The sequence below is a fragment of the Cellvibrio sp. BR genome (assembly GCF_000263355.1).
Taxonomy (GTDB): domain Bacteria; phylum Pseudomonadota; class Gammaproteobacteria; order Pseudomonadales; family Cellvibrionaceae; genus Cellvibrio.
Genome location: NZ_JH668200.1, coordinates 1,099,806 through 1,117,883 on the forward strand (window position 1 = coordinate 1,099,806; position 18,078 = coordinate 1,117,883).

Sequence of the window (18,078 nt, forward strand, 5' to 3'; positions counted from 1 at the left end):
TTATGCAGCTCCTGCCGGGTAGTGATGTTCGTGCCAGTGGCGTGCAATTGCATCGCGCCGACAGACCCATACATCGTTGTGTTGCAACACATACTGGATAAATTTTTCCAGCGCTTGAATGCGCCCGGGCCGGCCAATAATGCGGCAGTGCAAACCAATATTTAACATCTTGGGGGCAAATTCACCCTCGGCATAGAGCGCATCAAAACTGTCTTTGAGGTAAGTAAAAAATTGCTCGCCGCAATTAAAACCCTGCGCCGCCGCGAAGCGCATATCGTTGCTGTCCAGGGTGTAGGGAATAATTAAATGCGGCTTGCCGTTATTGATCTGCGCATATTCCTGCGTCCAATAGGGCAGGTCATCGGCGTAGGAATCCGAATCATATAAAAATCCGCCTTGTTCAATGACCAATTTTCGCGTGTTGGGGCTGTCGCGCCCGGTATACCAACCGAGAGGGCGCGAACCGGTGACGCGGGTGTGGATGTCAATCGCGGTGCGAATATGTTCGCGTTCAATTTCCTCTGGCATAAATTGATGATCAATCCAGCGGTAGCCGTGGCTGGCAATTTCCCAATCGGATTCGAGCATGGCTTCTACCACATCGGGGTTGCGTTCCAGTGCCATGGCCACGCCGTACACTGTCACCGGTAATTGATATTTATTAAACAAACGGTGCAGTCGCCAAAACCCCGCGCGGCTGCCGTATTCATACAGTGATTCCATACTCATATGACGCGCTTCAAAGGCGCGCGCGCCAATAATTTCGGACAAAAAAGTTTCCGATGCGGCATCGCCGTGCAGCACACAATTCTCCGCGCCCTCTTCGTAATTCAGCACAAATTGCACCGCAATACGCGCACCGCCCGGCCAGTTGGCGGGTGGTGGGTTGCGGCCATAACCAAGCAGGTCGCGCGGGTAGGGACGGGTGTCAGTGGTATTGGGCATAACAAAATTCCACAGGTTGAATGATGCATTCCTCAGTTGGGCCTTGAGCGGCTGTATCAAATTCTGTGCCATCGTCCAGCCTTAGGTTTTACGCTGTGATTCCGGTGCAGGCCGCAATATTACTGGGCAAATCCGCAATGGCATGCACCAGATAAAAGCATAACCTGTCCAATCGGACAGGTTATTTGCGGGGGGAATGACAGGGCTGTCTTGTGCTGGCGCCAAATGCCGCTGGCTGGTATCACAATTGCATTGGGCAGGGGGATGGCTTCCTTTCTTTATATCAACCCCCCGAACTGTTAGAGAACTCGCTTATGCAATTGCTTCCTATGAATAGCCTTTGTGGTGCAGGCCGCGACCTTGCGTTTGCTGCGCTTATTGCACTTGCCGGGCTGACTAGCCTGAATGCCCATGCGCTGGTCAGTAGCCCCGCCAGTGATCGGGTGATTACCAAAGATCACTGGTTTGAACAATTTAAATCCACGGCAACGGATAAAGAGTTATACCGTTTTTTATATGCCATGCCCAAAGGTGGTGACCTGCACAATCATATTAGCGGCGCGGTATTGTCGGATTGGTGGTACGACCTGGCGCTGTCGCAAAAAGTACACGGTTATCGTTTTTATACCAAAGTGCGCATCAATAATTGCCGCGATTTTGGCAACAATGAATTTGTGCGTCGCCCTTATTTAATGTTGTTTAATAATTTAACCGAGGCGTCTTACCAGCAATTGCCGGAGTGTGAAAAAGCGGAATACAAACGCCTGGAAGAGCTGGACGAAAAAGAAAAAGCTGCCTGGGTGCAAAGTGTAATGCTCAATCACGAACACGAAGGGCGCGATGAATTTTTTCAAACCCATTGGCAGCGATTGGATCAGTTGTTACACAGCCCCTATTTAATCGCGGAAGTGCTGTATAAAAATATGCAAGCCTTTGGCAACGAAGGTTTAATTTATTTGGAGGCGATGGTAGAGGCGGGTGGTTATTTTAAACCGGATGGCACGGCCTTCACCGAAGATGAAGCCGTGGCTATATTTCGTCAGCGTTTAGCCCAGGCCGATGCGAAAAAAACCGGTGTTACCGTGCGTTTTCAGGATTCCATTTTGCGCTTTGTACCGAGTGCAGAAGACCAGTTGCGCGCCTCGTACGACATAGTGTCGCGCCACCGTGATTTGTATGTGGCGGTGAACATGGTGGGGCGCGAGGACAATGACAAGGGCTACCCACTGCGTTTTACCCAAACCCTGCGCGAGCTGCGCCACAAATACAACAATGTGCGTTTGTCGGTACACGCTGGCGAAGTGGACGAACCCAACTACCATATTCGCGATACGCTGATGCTTGGCGCTGATCGTATTGGTCACGGTGTGAATTTAATTACCGACAAAGATTTGTTGCGCGAAATGCGCCACGGCCCCTACCTGATCGAAATTAATTTAATTTCCAATTTATTGCTCGAATACGTGAGCGATTATTCACAACATCCTTTCCCTGAATATTTGCGCTTGGGCATTCCCGTTGCGCTCTCCACCGATGATCGCGGCATGTGGGACTCCAATATTACCGACGAATTTTTTGTGGCGGTAAAGGAATTTAATTTGTCCTGGGAGGAGTTGTTATTACTCAGTCGCAATTCATTGCAATACAGTTTTGTGGAAGAGGATATCAAACAGCAACTGCTCAACACCTATAACACCCGGGCCGCCCGTTTTGAAAAACAATTCCGCTCCAAGGGTATTGCCAGCTTAACGGCGGCGGCTCCTGTCTCCTACGGCTTCACCTGCAAACGCTATGCGTTATGTGATTGGCGTTAAATTTTTGCTGTGCACCAAGTTGGCTTTTTTGCTTGGTGCATGGCGCGTGTTTTTGCTTCATCAGTGATCGTTATTTTTCCTGTGGTTCGCTGTTTAAATTGGTATTCATCGATTAATGAGCAAGTGAACCGGTTTTTATGATTCATAACTAGTTGATTAGTAAGGATATAAATCATTTTAATCAAAAATGTAACCAATCGGACAGGAAATGGCACAGCGCTTGCTAAATCTGGTTTGTGTTTCAGGCAATCATTATTAGACCCTTGGAGTGTTCCCTCATGATCATGCACAAACGATTCAAACCGAAACAACTCGCGTTACTGATCAGCCTTGGCTGCGTTGTGGCTGCTCCTGCTGTGTTGGCGCAAGAGGCTAAAAAAGATGAAGTAGTGGAGTTGGAAACCTACACCGCCGAAGGCCAGGTAGAAGACACCATGGGTGTGATGTCCACCGAGCCGGTTAAGTCGGTATTCGGTTTTGGTAAAACGATTTTGGAAACACCGCGCGGCGTCACTTCGGTGAGCGCGGATATGATGGAAAATTTCAGCATCAACGATATTGATGATCTGGTATTAATTTCCCCCGGTGCATTTACCCAATCTTTTTTTGGTGTGGCAGGTTCACTGGATGTACGCGGTACTCCCGGTGAAGTCTATTTCCGTGGTGTGCGTCGTGTGAACAACCCTGGTAACTACCCAACGCCAATTGGCGCCACTGACCGTATCGATATTGTGCGCGGCCCCGCATCACCGATTTATGGCCCTTCAAAAATTGGTGGCTTCCTCAACTTTGAACCCAAGTCAGCGCGTGCAGAAACCGGTCAGTATTTGGATAAACCGGCGGGCGAAATTTCTATCACCCGCGGCACCTGGGACAAAAATGTGCTCACCGCCGAAGTGGGTGGCCCAGCAGAAATTGGCGATAAAAAACTCGGTTATTACGTTTACGCCGAAACCGAAAATTCCGGCAGTTATTATGAAAACTCCGCCACTGACCAAAATATTTTACAAGCGTCATTCAACATGGATTTGAGCGATAAAACCCGCGTGGAATTTGGCGGTATGTATCACGAATACGACGGCAACCAAGTGGCAGGTTGGAACCGTTTGACGCAAGACCTGATTGATAACGGTACCTACATCACCGGTTCGCCCGCCTCAGTGGATACCGACGGCGATGGCTATAACTCGCCCGCGGAATTTGATGTGTGGAAAGATAGTTTTGCAAATTACAGTAACTTTTTTGTACCCGGTTCTTCTGCAACCGATGCGAGCATGGCGCCCCAGTGGGCACTGCTGAACCCAGGCACGACCAAGTTGAGTGGCAGCCAAACCATGGTGGCACCGGAAGACCAGTTGGTGACTACGGTACAAACCCTGTATTTCGATCTGATCCACGATGTTAGCGACAGCTTCAGCATCACCAACAAAATGTTTTATGAATCCCTCGAAAACATTAATGAAAATGCGTATGGCTTTTCACAGTTTGTCGACAGCTACGCGTTTGAAGATCAATTAATTTTTGCCTTCAACACTGAACACACCGATTGGTTAAAAGGCAGCTATCAAGTATCGCCCAGTATTCGCTACACCGATTTTAAACAGGGTGATGATTTCAACTACGAATATTTTGACCGTCGCGATTTGACCAAACCCTCCAATGGTATTGATCGCAAATTATTGGCAACTGTAACCGATTCGGATTATTCCAACTATTTAGTGGGCGATTACACCGACTACGGTATGGCGTTTTTGGCGGACTATACCGTTGCAGAAAAACTCAGCGTATTGCTGGGCGCGCGCTATGACTTGTTGGATATGGAATCCACCACCGTTGCTGAAAAAATTCGCGGCGCGACTGCCGATGTAGTGGGTGAGGATAAAGACGAAGGTGGTTCCTGGACGGCAAGTCTCTCCTACAAAACTGATTTTGGTTTTACGCCTTACATCACCAAATCAACACAAACCACCATCGTGATGGGACAGGGTTCAGAAATTTCTCCCGGCTTGATTACGCTTGACAATGGTTTGGCGGCCGGCAATGCCCTGGCTGATTCCGAGCTGGAAGAAGTAGGTGTTAAAGGCAGTTTCTTTGATGACCGTTTGTATGTCGCCGCTGCCTATTTTGATCAGATCCGCACTAATTACAGCGCGCAAGATCAGGTGAGTAACAGCACTACGCAATCCGAAGGTTATGAGTTGGAAGCGCGCTTTTTGGTGACCAGTAATTTCACGCTGACCGCCGCTATGACTCACTTGGAAATCACTAACCTCACCGCCTTGGAAAACGGTACCCAGTTCGGGTTTATGGGCGCAGGTGATTTAACCGGCGTAACCGATCCATCACTGTTTTACGGTTATGTGATGCAAGGTTTAACGCTGGTGGGCAATGAAGACGATGCAACCAAATCCGGTATTCCGGAAAACATGTACAGCCTGACCGGTGCCTATGACTTTGGAAATGGTGTGCGTGTAACAGCGAGTACGGTGCATGCCGACGCCACCTATTCCGGTTTCTCCAAAGGGGTGAAATTGCCGTCTTACACCTTGCTTAACGCCGGTATTAGTTTTGATGTAGATGCGTGGAAATTCAGCCTGCAAGGTAAAAACCTGACGGATGAGCGCTACTTCCGCGCGAACTTCCCTGATCTGTTTGGTGGCACCATCGTTCTGCCGGAATTGCCGCGTCACTTTGTTGCGTCTGCATCCTTCAAGTTTTAATTCATGTTACAGGGGGCTCGTATGAGCCCCGCAATTTGATTGAGGTTGATTATGGTTTTGCGTAAACCCCTGGGCGCTGCACTGATGGCGGTTACCCTGCTCGCGCATCCGGCTTTTGCCGTTGAAGACAGCCTGCAAAAGCAGGAAACAATTGATAAAAATGCGGCTGCCAGTCAGCAGCGCATCGACAAACTCGCCGATCAAACGGTAGATGCATTGCAAACCTATCGCACTGCCTCCCAGCGTTTGGAAAGTTTGACCATTTACAACCAGCAAATGGAAAAACTAATCGCCTCACAAAAAAATGAAATTTCCAGCATTCAGCGGCAGACGAGTGAAATTGACACCATCGAAACCGGTGCCTTGCCGCTGATGTTAAAAATGACCAAAACGCTCACCGATTTGGTGGAAGCCGATGTGCCGTTTTTAAAAGATGAACGCAAAGAGCGCGTGGCTAATTTGCAAACGCTGATTGATCGCGCCGATGTCACCGCCGGTGAAAAATATCGCCGCATTATGGAAGCCTATTTGGTGGAAGTGGAATACGGCCGCACGATTGAAGCTTATCGCGGTGAATTAGTGGTAAACAATGCGGCGCGCAGTGTGGATTTTTTACGTGTGGGTCGCGTGGGCTTGTATTACCAAACACTGGACGGCAGCGAGAGCGGTTTTTGGAATGGCAAACGCGGCTCCTGGGAAATGCTTGACGCCAGTTATCGCACTGCAGTTCGCGATGGTTTGCGTATTGCGCGCAAACAAACACCGCCTGAGTTGTTAACGCTCCCCGTTAATGTGCCTGCCAAGTAAGGAATTCCGTTTATGAAACCTACTTTGAAATTTGCTCCACGCTTTTTAATGAAAAGCATTTTTATGAAAAGCGCTTTTGTAAAAAGTGTATCGCTGAAAAATATACTTGCCAATGCGCTGGTTAGCATTGGCATAGCGGCAGGTGTTGTTGCGCTGACCACCAGTATCAGTGCCCAGGCGCAAACCGCTAATTCATTGCAAGACCTGTATCAACAAATCAACAAAGAAGTCACTGCCGAGGCCACGCACAATACCGAGCGCGAGCAGCGTTTCCGCGCGGCCGCCGGCGAACAGCAGGCGATGTTGGCAGAGGTGCAAGGCAAATTGGCAGCGCAAGAAAAATTGCGCGCTGAAATGCAATTGGTGTTTGATGCTAACGAAACCCAGCTGGCAGAGTTGTCCACCCAATTGGATAAACGCACCGGCAATCTGGGTGAATTATTTGGCGTATTTCGTCAAATGGCGGGCGACACCCAACAGATGTTATTTGACTCGGTAATTTCGGTAGAACATCCGGAGCGTATTGCGCTGCTGGAATCCCTCGCAGAAACCAAAGAAGTTCCCACCATCACCCAAATGCAACAACTGTGGAGTTTGATGCTGCAGGAAATTTCCCTGTCGGGATCGGTGAGCCGTTTTGAAACCACCGTGATAAAACCTGATGGCGAAGCTTATACCGCGCCGGTAACCCGTGTAGGTACATTCAATATTGTTGCCGACGACAAATATTTAAATTACGTGGCCGATAGTCAACAACTGGTTGAACTGGCGCGCCAACCCAGCGGTGCAATTCGCGCAACAGCCGCCGATTTGAGTGAGGCATCCGGCGATATATCGGTAGGTTTTGCGCTCGATCCATCGCGCGGTGCGCTGCTCGGCTTGCTGGTGCAATCGCCCAGTTTTATGGAGCGTGTTGATCAGGGGCAAGAAGTGGGTTACGCCATTATTGCGCTGGGTTTTATCGGGCTGCTGGTGGTGCTTGAACGCATGATCAAATTGGGCCGAGTATCGGCACTGATGAAAAAACAATTGAAAGATATGGATCATGCGGCCAATGACAATCCCTTGGGGCGGATGATGCTGGCTTACTACGAAAACAAACACCTTAAAGATTTGGATGTGCTCAGCAAAAAACTCGATGAAGTTATTTTCAAAGATTTGGCTGAACTGCGCAAAGGGTTGTCCACCATTAAAGTGCTCGCCGCGATTGCACCGCTGATGGGATTGTTGGGAACTGTGACCGGGATGATCGGCACCTTCCAGGCGATCACACTCTTTGGTGCAGGCGATCCAAAACTCATGGCCGGTGGTATTTCGCAAGCGCTGGTGACCACGGTGCAAGGTTTGGTGGTGGCGATTCCGCTGTTGTTATCGAGCAATATGCTCAGCAGCCGCGCGCAACAACTCAGCAAAGTGATTGGTGAACAAGCGTCGGGCATGATCGCTGAAAAAGCGGTTGATATTGCCCAGTCCAAAGCCTAACGCGGAGGTACGCCGTCATGGAATTAGTTACATCTCTCGGTGATTTTCTCAACACCGGCGGCAATGTGCTCTGGGCAATTATGTTCATCAGTTTTTGGTTGTTTTTTCTGATTATTGAGCGCTACTGGTTTTACCTGCGTGAATACCCGGCCTTCCGCGCGCGCAATCGCGCGGCATGGCAAGCGCGCAGCGATAAATCCTCCTGGTTTGCCGAGCAGCAGCGCAAACAATTGTTGTCGGAGTTGGATTGTTTAATGTTGCGCAACATGAAATTAATTCCCGCGTTGATTGCACTCTTGCCGATGATGGGTTTGCTCGGCACGGTCACTGGCATGATTCAGGTATTTGAAGTCATGGCTTACCTCGGCTCAGGCAACCCGCGCGCGATGGCCAATGGTGTGAGTGCGGCCACTATTCCCACCATGGCCGGTATGGTGCTGTCACTCGTGGGCATTCCTTTTATGACCGAATTAAATCGCCGCTACCAGCGCGAGCTGCGCGAAAACGCGGCGGCAATGCCACTGTTTCATTAACGGTCGCCTTTAGACAAGTGAGAATTTTATGAGTGACAATCGTTTTTTAATGAATGAAGAAGATGAAGCGCAAATCGATTTAACACCCATGCTTGACGTGGTGTTTATCATGCTGATTTTTTTTATCGTTACCTCTACGTTTGTGAAAGAATCGGGCGTGGATGTCACACGGCCGCAGGCGGAAACCTCGGTGGTTACTGAATCCAATGCAATTCAAATTGGCATTACAGCCGCGAATCAAATTTTTATGGATAAACGTCAAATTGATAAGCGTGCGATTCGCGCCAACGTGGAAAAATCCCTCGCTGAAAACCCCGGTGCATCCGTCATTATTGTGGCCGATCAGGATTCCAATACTCACACCTTGATTGATGTTATGGATCAGGCGCGCCTCGCCGGTGCGACATCGGTTTCGGTTGCGTCGGAGAATGACTAATGCTTGCGAAATACAGCTTCAGCCTGGTGGCAGCCGTAGTGCTTGGGCTGCTGGTGTTTGTCGCCATGCAGGCATTGATCGCGACAGACGGCATGTTTGCCGAGCCGGATAAAAATCACACCTATTTAAATTTTGTGCGCGTGGATACCAGCAACGACGATGTGAATACCAAAGATCGCCGTTTGCCGGAGCCACCACCGCCGCCAGAAACACCGCCGGATGTGCCTGACCTGAGTAATCAGATGATGGCCAACAATACCAATTTGAGTATGGATATGCCCAAAATCGGTACGCAAGTCAGCGGCGGTTCGGGGCCATTTCTCGGCACCCTTGCCGCCGGTGATGGCATGTCCGGTTTTGATACCGATGTGATTCCGGTGGTGCGGGTACCGCCTGCGTATCCACAGCGGGCCAAGCAAGCGAAGCTGGAAGGCAAGGTGACCATGGCGGTAACCATTCGCCCCGACGGCACAGTGGCCGATGTGCAAGTGCTTGAATCCAACCCGCCGCGCTTATTTGATCAGGCCGCCATTCAAGCCATGCAGCGCTGGAAATTCCGCCCGAAAATTGTGAATGGTAAACCCGAGGCGCAACGTGCGCGCCAGACCATTGATTTTAAATTGAATCAATAGCGGTTCCCGTGTGATGAATAACACGCGATAAATAAACAGGTGTCGATCATGGCAAAAAACAATTCGTTAGCTAATCCCGCAACCCATTCATTCAAAAAGCGATTGTGGCGCACGACAAAATTCAGTGCGCTGATGCTGGGCGTTGTGTTTGCGGCGAATAGTTGGAGTGCATCAACCTCCGTGAGTGCCTCCACCTTTAAACAGCTCACCAGTATTCAAGAGCAGATTGCCGCCAACAAATCTACCGAGGCATTTAATGCACTGAAAACGCTGCACGCCGAAGTTGAGCAGGGTTCTATTGATGAAGCGCTGGTGTTGCAAATGCTCGGCTACACCGAAATGGGGCGCAATAATTACGCGCCGGCTATCGATTATTTAAAGCGCAGCCTCGCGTTAAATATGTTGCCGGAAAATGTGAAATACAACGTGGGTTATATGGTGGCGCAACTCTACGCCGCGCAGGAAAAATATGACGAGGCTTTAGTGTTTGCCGAGGAGTGGTTTAAAACCATCGCCGCGCCAACTCCCGAGCAAGCTATTTTTATGGCCAATATTTTTGCGCAAACGGAAAAATACCAACAGGCCATTCCCTATGTAAAACAAGCCATCGCCGCAGGTGTTGCCAGTGGTAAGGAGCCGCGCGAAAGCTGGTATCAACTGTATATCGCCTGCAGTTTTGAATTAAAAGATTACAACCAAGCAGCAGAGGCTTTGCAAACCGCAATTAAAACTTGGCCGCAAAAACCGGATTACTGGGAGCAGTTGGCCAGTGTGTACGTGATGCAGGGCAAAGAATTAAATGGCCTGGCCAGTTTGCAGTTGGCGTGGAAGTTGGGCGTATTGCAAAAAGAATCGTCTATTCGCTCGCTGGTGCAATTGTCTGTGACTCAAGGCGTGCCGGAAGTTGGTGCGCGTTTGTTGGATGCCGCGCTGCAAAAAAATGCGGTGCCGCGCAACGAAACATATGTGGATTTGTTGGCTAACGCCTGGATCGCCGCACGGGAAAATACACCGGCTATTGCAGCGTTTGAAGAGCTGGCAAAAATTACCGGCAGTGGCGACCCCTATGTGCGCATCGCCAATATTTATGTCGATCAAGCCAAATGGAAACCTGCCGAACAAGCCCTGCGCAAAGCGCTGCAAAGCAACGTCAAAGAGCCGGGTAAGGCATGGTTAATTCTGGGCATTGTGATGACCGAACAAACCCAATTTGATCAGGGTTTTGATGCGTTTAAAAAAGCGCGCGCCTATGCCTATACCGAAAAACAGGCGGGCTCCTGGTTGAAATACGCGGAAGATTTGCGTCGCCAACACAATTGGATCAAACGCAGCCAGGAAACTGAAGGTTAAATTTTTATTTTTATCGAGATGAATTATTTATGAAAATGCGTACAGGTTTTTTGTTATCGGCGATGTTTTTATCAGTTGCTGCATTCACGGGCTGCAATAAACCCGCGACCGAATCCGCAGCGACACCAGTGCAAGCCAGTGTGCAGGCACCGGCGCCTATTCCGGTGAAATTTGTGGTCATCACTATGTTTGAAATTGGTGAGGACAGCGGCGATAAAGCCGGTGAATTCCAGTTGTGGAAAGAGCGCCAAAAGCTGGATACCAAATTTGAATTTCCCAATTCCTATCACGATATTTATATGAATATGGAAACCGGAGTGATGGGCATAGTTACCGGTATTGGCACTGCACATTCCACCGCCGCGACTATGGCGTTAGGTATGGACCCACGTTTTGATTTCAGCCAAGCCTATTGGTTGGTGGCGGGTATTGCCGGTATTGACCCGGAAGATGCTTCCATCGGTTCAGCGGTTTGGGCTGAATATTTGGTGGATGGCGACCTCGCCCATGAAATTGACGCGCGCGAAATTCCGGCGGATTGGGAGACAGGTTATTTTGCCCGTTACACCAGCAAACCGTATGACCCGAAAAAACCTGAACCAACGGGCGAGATGTTGCGCTTGAATCCCGACTTAACCGAGTGGGCATTTCAGTTGACCAAAGATATTGAATTACCCGATATCGAAAGTTTGGAAGCGACCCGCGCACTCTATACCAATCACCCCAACGCGCAGCGTAAACCCTTTGTATTGAAAGGCGATCAGCTCGCGGCCATGACTTTTTGGCACGGTGAAATTATGAATACCTGGGCCAATAAGTGGACGGATTATTGGACCGAAGGCAAAGGTGAATTTGTGACGTCCGCGATGGAAGATACCGGTACTTATTTGTCGCTGACTTATTTACACAATATTGGCAAGGCCGATAAAAACCGCGTGCTGGTATTGCGCACCGGCAGTAACTACACCATGCCTCCACCGGGTGTTACGGCGGCAGAAAATTTACTCGCCGAAAATGAAGGCTATGCTGGGTTAGATGCATCGCTCGAATCCGCCTATATTGTAGGAACTGCCGTAATGGACAAGATTTTGGGTAATTGGGAAACCTACAAAGACAAAGTGCCTACACCGGCGGATTTGAAATAGTGTGTTGTTAAGCGCTCAATTTCCGGAAGGCTTGCGCTGCTACCTCTGAGACCATCGGAGACATGGATGTCGACGATGAGCCTACAAGGATGTATTCACGGCGTGTCTCAGAGGTAGTAGCGCGAGCCTGACTTGCCAATCAAGTAATCTGCTTTCAAAGGCTTCACATTCATGTCGCTCGATCAACGCGTCTTTGCATGGCGCGGTCACTATCCTAATACCAAACCCAATCCCTGCGCAGAATCCGGCAGGCTGGCCGGGCTGCGGCTGGGCGTGAAAGATTTATTCCACATCGCCGGGCTACCCACGGCGGCGGGAAATCCCGACTGGCTAGCCAGTCACCCTACACCGGAGCAGACATCGCCGGTGGTGACGCAGCTGCTGAACGCGGGCACAGAACTGGTCGGCAAAACCCAAACCGATGAGCTTGCTTACAGCCTTAACGGTTTGAATATCCATTACGGCGCGCCGATAAATCCCGCCTGTCCCGAGTGCCTGCCCGGTGGTTCATCGAGCGGTTCAGCGGTGGCGGTTGCCGCGGGCGATATCGATATAGGGTTAGGTACCGATACCGGCGGCTCCATTCGGGTGCCCGCCAGCTACAACGGCTTGTTTGGTATTCGCACCAGTCATGGTTTGATTAGTAGTGAGCAGATGGTGCCGCTCGCGCCGCTGTTTGACACAGTGGGCTGGCTCACCCGCGATGCTGAAACCCTGGCGCAAGTGGGCGAGGTATTGCTGCCTGCCGAGCTTGCGCCGCGCTTCCCCCATAGATCCCTGCGTGCGGCGCTGTTGCTGCCGCTGCAAAACGGTGTGCTCTGGAGCCCTGAGCATCAAGCCTGGTTAAAACAGCAAACGCTGTTACCTGCGGTCAAACCCATACTGCTTAATAGCGATTGGCTGACGCGCGCCAGTCAGTGTTTTCGCACCCTGCAAGGCCGGGCGATTTGGCAAACCCACGGCGAGTGGATTACTGCCAACCAGCCCACTTTTGCGCCCGATATTCACACCCGTTTTCAATGGTGTGCGACGCTCACTGACGCCGATCAAACCGCAGCAGAAACAGAGCGCGCGAGTTTACAGGCGGATATTGAAGGCTGGTTTACCGATGTTGATCTCATCCTGCTGCCCACCACCCCCGGCCCCGCGCCGCTGTTGGGTGCCGACAGCCAATGGATGGACAGCTATCGCAGCCAATTAATGGGCCTGACCGCACCTGCCGGTTTGGCTGGATTGCCGCAAGTGCATTTACCCGTTTTGCGCGATGAGCAGGGCGCGCCCTACGGTGTATCGCTGTTAGGCCGACGCGGCGATGACAAAGCCCTGCTGCAGCTGGCGCTTGATTTGTGTGGAGCCAGCTCATGATCCCGGATTCCAAGGTGCCGCACGCCATCGCCTTTAGCGCCCCACATAAACAGGCCGCCGACATCGGCTTGACGGTATTGCGGGAAGGTGGCAGTGCGGTGGATGCGATGATCGCAGCCGCTGCTGCGATCACCGTGCTTTACCCGCATATGAATAGTTTGGCGGGCGATGGTTTTTGGTTGATCCACAAACCCGGCGCCGCGCCGCGCGCCATAGATGCCTGCGGCTGCGCAGCGCAGTTGGCGAGTATCGATTGGTACCACAGCCAAGGTTTTAAGCAAATTCCCAGCCGTGGTGCACTCGCCACCGTGACCATGGGCGGCACCTTGGCCGGTTGGCAAAAGGCGCGCGATATTGCCGCTGAATCATCTACCCAATTGCCGTTAAGTCGTTTGCTAACGCCAGCGATTCAACTCGCTCGCGACGGTGTTCTGGTCACTCACAGCCTCGCGGCTGCCAGCCGCAAAGTGCAGGCGGAAATGGCCGAACAAGCGGAATACCAGCGGGTATTTATGCCCAAGGGCCGCCCGCTGGTTGAAGGCGAAATCCTCACCAACCCCGACTTGGCGGCCACGCTAAACACCCTTGCGACACAGGGTTTGGATTCGGCTTATTGCGGCGAACTGGCTGCGCATATCGCCACACAACTCGAACAACTCGGTAGCCCGTTGCGGTTATCTGACTTACAACACTATCGCGCGCAAGAGGTAAAACCGCTCTCGGTGCAAACCCGCTTTGGTCAGTGTTTTAACCTGCCTGCGCCGACCCAGGGTGTGGCCTCGCTGCTGATTCTGGCGATTTATGATCGCCTGTTTAAACCCGAATGGGACGAAGCGGCACGGGTACACGGTTTGATTGAAGCCACCAAACTCGCATTTTTAGTGCGCGACCGCGAAGTCGCCGACCCGCGCCGCTTGAGCGAACGCTGGAATGATTTGCTGGATGATGCACATATCGACCAACTCGCGGCGGTCATCACCGAGCGCGCCTTGCCTTGGCCGCAAGTCGCCGAACCGGGTGATACCGTGTGGATGGGCTGCGTGGACAGCAGCGGCACCATGGTCAGTTTTATCCAAAGTATTTATTGGGAATTTGGTTCGGGTGTAGTTGTGCCCGGTACCGGGTTGGTATGGAACAATCGCGGTGTGGGTTTTAGTTTGGAGGCGGGGCATCGCAATGCGCTCGCGCCTGGCTACAAACCTTTTCACACGCTCAACCCCGCATTTGCACTGTTAAATGATGGCCGCCGTATTAGCTACGGCACCATGGGTGGCGAAGGCCAACCGCAAACACAAGCGGCATTATTGAGTCGCTATCTGTACGATGGGCGCGCACTCGACGATGCCATCAGTCGCGGCCGCTGGTTACTGGGGCGCACCTGGGGCGACAACAATCACGATTTAAAAATGGAGCAGGATTTAGTGGATTTACTCGGTAACAATTTGCGTGAACGCGGTCACGCGCTCAAAGCCGTTCCCGCGCGCAGTGAAATCATGGGGCACGCCGGTGCTGTTGTCAGTCTCGGCGATGGCAATGCCATTGCGGCCAGCGACCCGCGCAGCGACGGCGTGGGTGTGGTTGGCAATGTCGTTGCCACCATGCAGGAGCGCGCACAATGAATGAATTTTTAAGCCAATGGCTGCCCACCATGATCGCGATGGTGCTGACCGGTGCTTTTGCAGGAATTCTCGCCGGTCTGCTCGGTGTGGGCGGCGGTATTGTGATTGTGCCGGTGTTGTTTTTTGTATTGCAGTCGCTCGGTATTAGCCCGGCAACTGCCATGTTGGTTGCAACGGCCACGTCGCTGTTAGTGATTGTGCCCACCAGCATTTCCTCACTGCGCGCGCATCACAAACGCGGCAATGTGGATTGGGCGCTACTCAAACGTTGGTGGCCATTTATGGTTGCCGGTGTTATCGCCGGCAGCGCTTTTGCACTCAAAGTAAAAGGCGAAGTGACCAGCGCAATTTTTGGCGTGGTCGCTTTATTGGTTGCTGCCAATATGTTGTTCCGCGCAAAAGCCGCGCCCATCGCCCAGCAATTACCCGGAATGGCGGGGCAAGGTTTCATGGCAAGTACCACCGGATTTTTTTCGGTAATGATGGGAGTCGGTGGCGGCACCATCGGTGTACCACTGCTCACCTCCTGTAATTATCCGCCGCACCGCGCGGTGGGCACCGCATCCTGTTTCGGTTTGTTAATTTCAATTCCTGGCGCAGCTGCGATGTTGCTTGCTGAGACTCCAGCAGACGCACCACAAGGCATGATTGGCATGGTGAACTTGCCAGGATTTTTATTGATTGTGCCGCTCACCGTATTGCTCGCACCGGTTGGTGCCTGGATTGGTTCCAAGTTGGATGCCGTGATGTTGAAGCGTGTGTTCGCGATTTTTTTATGCATCAGCGGCGGGCGTATGTTGATGCAGGTGTTTGCTTGATCAAACAAAAATTTCCAATGTGTTTTGTTCGCAATGAGTTCGTGTTTTTTTGTCGTTGTTAGAAGCCGTCAGGAGTTGTTAAATGTCCGATCTGTACAGTGTTAGTCCATCGCTTCTGCGACCTTTTTCACCACCGCCGCGTTTATTAATGGGGCCGGGGCCAATCACTGTTGATCCGCGGGTACTGCGCGCTATGTCAGCGCAACTTGTCGGCCAATATGATCCAGCTATGACGCAATGCATGAATGAAACCATGGCGCTGTATCGCGGTGTATTTAAAACCAAAAATCAGTGGACACTATTAGTTGATGGCACCTCGCGCGCCGGTATTGAAGCCGTATTAATTTCACTGCTGGAGCCGGGCGATAAAATTTTAGTTCCAGTGTTTGGTCGCTTTGGGCATTTGCTGTGTGAAATTGCCGAGCGCTGCGGCGCCGAGGTACACAAAATTCACAAAGAGTGGGGCGAAGTATTTACGCCCGACGAAATCGAAACGGCGATTAAAAATGTGCAGCCCAAAATGCTCGCGATAGTGCAGGGCGATACTTCCACCACCATGCTGCAACCGCTGGATTATCTCGGCGAAATTTGTGCGCGCCACGGCGTATTATTTTATTCCGATGGCACGGCCTCTATCGGTGGCAATCCGTTTGAAACGGATAAGTGGCAACTGGATGCGGTTTCCGTTGGTTTGCAAAAATGTTTGTGCGGGCCTTCAGGCAGCGCGCCAATTACCTTGAGCGAAAAAGCGGTTGCAACGATTCGCAAACGCCGCCATATCGAAGCCGGTATTCGTACCGAAAATCATGTCGAAGGCAGCGGTCGGCGCATCGCCTCCAATTATTTTGATCTCGGCATGATCATGGATTACTGGGGCGAAGAGCGCCTTAATCATCACACCGAAGCGACCACTATGTTGTATGGCGCCCGTGAATGCGCACGTATTTTATTGGAAGAAGGTGTTGAAAATGCCATCGAGCGCCACCGTATTCACGGTAAGGCAATGGCACAGGGTTTGGCGGCGATGAATTTAAAATTGTTCGGCGATCAAACCAACAAAATGCACAACGTGGTCGGCGTTTATATTCCCGAAGGTGTGGCCGGTGAAGCCGTACGCAGCAGTATGCTTAACGATTTTGGAATTGAAATCGGCACATCATTTGGCCCGCTGCACGGCAAGATCTGGCGCATCGGCACTATGGGTTACAACGCACGTAAAGATGCGGTGTTGCAAACACTGAGTGCTCTTGAAGCGGTGTTGCGTCGCGCGGGCCATTCGCAAACCGCCAATGCGGGTGTGGATACGGCGATGACTATTTATGAAGGAGAGCAACAATGATTCCATCGGTAATCGCCACGGATTTTTCCGGGCTACCTAAACTTGAAGAACTTGCGTCGCGTGAGTTTTTGGCGGGCTTGCCCAAAGCAGAATTGCATATGCATCTCGACGGTGCTTTATCTCCGGCGATGATGTTTAACCTCGCCCAGCGCAATCAGGTGAAGTTGCCCTACAACAGCGTGGAAGACATTGAAGCTGCCTATCAGTTCACCAATCTGCAAAGCTTTTTGGATTTGTTATACCAGGGCGCCTCGGTACTCAAACACGAGCAAGATTTTTACGACCTTGCGTGGGATTATTTTACCAAGTGCAAGGCCGATAATATTCTGCACACCGAATTGTCGTTTGACCCGCAAACCCATACTGATCGCGGTATCGCGTTTGATACGGTTATTAGCGGCATTTTGCGCGCGATGGATGATGCCAAAACAAAACTGGGTATCAGCTCAAAATTGGTCATGGATTTTCTGCGGCATTTAAGCGCTGAAAGCGCGATGAAAACCCTGGAAGAATCGCTACCCTGGAAAGACAAAATTATCGCCGTCGGTTTGGACAGCTCCGAACTCGGCCATCCCCCAAGCAAATTTACTGAAGTATTCGCCCGCGCGCGCGCTGAAGGTTATCGCGTTGTCGCCCACGCCGGTGAAGAAGGCCCACCGAGTTACATTTGGGAGGCAATTGAGCTGTTAAAAGTGGAACGCATCGACCACGGTGTGCGCGCCGATGAAGATCCAAAACTCATGGAATACCTGCGCGAAACCCAAATCCCACTCACCGTATGCCCACTCTCCAATGTGCGTTTATGTGTTTACGAAAAAATGGCCGAGCATAATTTATTCTCACTCATGGACGCTGGCCTGCGCGTAATGATTAATTCCGACGATCCCACCTATTTTGGTGGTTACCTCAACGACAATTATTTTGCATTGGCCGACGCGTTTCCGTTAACACGCAAGCAGGCGTTGTTGCTCGCACACAATAGTTTCACGTCGAGTTTTATTGGCGATATTGAAAAGCAGGAGTTTATTGATCAGTTAAAAAATTATGTAAATAATTTTAATTAAGAAAAGAGA

The 18,078-nt window shown here is 51.1% G+C and carries 15 protein-coding genes; 14 read left to right on the plus strand and 1 reads right to left on the minus strand.

Translation table 11 applies throughout. The features are described 5' to 3' along the window. Entirely contained in the window at nt 1-945 is a 945-nt protein-coding gene (gene puuE / locus O59_RS04560; protein WP_007639966.1) for an allantoinase PuuE, read from the minus strand. A gap of 314 nt (nt 946-1,259) precedes the next feature. Here puuE and O59_RS04565 point away from each other — a divergent pair, with 314 nt between their 5' ends. The 14 genes from O59_RS04565 to O59_RS04630 all read left to right on the plus strand — a co-directional run bounded on the left by O59_RS04565 (nt 1,260) and on the right by O59_RS04630 (nt 18,069). Continuing rightward, nucleotides 1,260-2,759, plus strand: coding sequence for an adenosine deaminase (locus O59_RS04565; protein WP_157152451.1), 1,500 nt, complete (start codon nt 1,260-1,262; stop codon nt 2,757-2,759). Between the two features lie 278 nt (nt 2,760-3,037). Then, nucleotides 3,038-5,479: a TonB-dependent siderophore receptor gene (locus O59_RS04570; protein ID WP_007639977.1), complete on the plus strand. Its 2,442-nt coding sequence runs from the start codon at nt 3,038-3,040 to the stop codon at nt 5,477-5,479. 51 nt (nt 5,480-5,530) lie between these two features. Beyond that, nucleotides 5,531-6,286, plus strand: coding sequence for a DUF3450 domain-containing protein (locus O59_RS04575; protein WP_007639979.1), 756 nt, complete (start codon nt 5,531-5,533; stop codon nt 6,284-6,286). Between the two features lie 12 nt (nt 6,287-6,298). Further along, nucleotides 6,299-7,768, plus strand: coding sequence for a MotA/TolQ/ExbB proton channel family protein (locus tag O59_RS04580; RefSeq protein ID WP_007639981.1), 1,470 nt, complete (start codon nt 6,299-6,301; stop codon nt 7,766-7,768). 17 nt (nt 7,769-7,785) lie between these two features. Beyond that, on the plus strand, nt 7,786-8,301 hold the full coding sequence (locus O59_RS04585; protein ID WP_007639983.1) for a MotA/TolQ/ExbB proton channel family protein: 516 nt from the start codon (nt 7,786-7,788) through the stop codon (nt 8,299-8,301). A gap of 28 nt (nt 8,302-8,329) precedes the next feature. Continuing rightward, entirely contained in the window at nt 8,330-8,737 is a 408-nt protein-coding gene (locus O59_RS04590) for a biopolymer transporter ExbD (RefSeq protein WP_007639985.1), read from the plus strand. Then, nucleotides 8,737-9,369, plus strand: coding sequence for an energy transducer TonB (locus O59_RS04595; RefSeq protein WP_007639988.1), 633 nt, complete (start codon nt 8,737-8,739; stop codon nt 9,367-9,369). The genes O59_RS04590 and O59_RS04595 overlap by 1 nt, the downstream gene beginning before the upstream one ends. A 48-nt stretch (nt 9,370-9,417) precedes the next feature. Continuing rightward, on the plus strand, nt 9,418-10,719 hold the full coding sequence (locus O59_RS04600) for a tetratricopeptide repeat protein (RefSeq protein ID WP_157152452.1): 1,302 nt from the start codon (nt 9,418-9,420) through the stop codon (nt 10,717-10,719). Between the two features lie 29 nt (nt 10,720-10,748). Then, entirely contained in the window at nt 10,749-11,864 is a 1,116-nt protein-coding gene (locus O59_RS04605; protein WP_007639991.1) for a purine nucleoside permease, read from the plus strand. Nucleotides 11,865-12,035: 171 nt separating this feature from the next. Next, nucleotides 12,036-13,229, plus strand: coding sequence for an amidase (locus tag O59_RS04610; protein WP_007639992.1), 1,194 nt, complete (start codon nt 12,036-12,038; stop codon nt 13,227-13,229). Beyond that, entirely contained in the window at nt 13,226-14,848 is a 1,623-nt protein-coding gene (locus O59_RS04615) for a gamma-glutamyltransferase family protein (protein WP_007639994.1), read from the plus strand. The genes O59_RS04610 and O59_RS04615 overlap by 4 nt, the downstream gene beginning before the upstream one ends. After that, on the plus strand, nt 14,845-15,666 hold the full coding sequence (locus O59_RS04620; protein ID WP_007639995.1) for a sulfite exporter TauE/SafE family protein: 822 nt from the start codon (nt 14,845-14,847) through the stop codon (nt 15,664-15,666). Before O59_RS04615 ends, O59_RS04620 begins: the two co-directional genes overlap by 4 nt. Nucleotides 15,667-15,748: 82 nt before the next feature. Further along, on the plus strand, nt 15,749-17,005 hold the full coding sequence (locus tag O59_RS04625; protein ID WP_007639997.1) for an alanine--glyoxylate aminotransferase family protein: 1,257 nt from the start codon (nt 15,749-15,751) through the stop codon (nt 17,003-17,005). Continuing rightward, nucleotides 17,002-18,069: an adenosine deaminase gene (locus O59_RS04630; protein ID WP_007639999.1), complete on the plus strand. Its 1,068-nt coding sequence runs from the start codon at nt 17,002-17,004 to the stop codon at nt 18,067-18,069. Before O59_RS04625 ends, O59_RS04630 begins: the two co-directional genes overlap by 4 nt. The last annotated feature ends 9 nt before the right edge of the window (nt 18,070-18,078 follow it).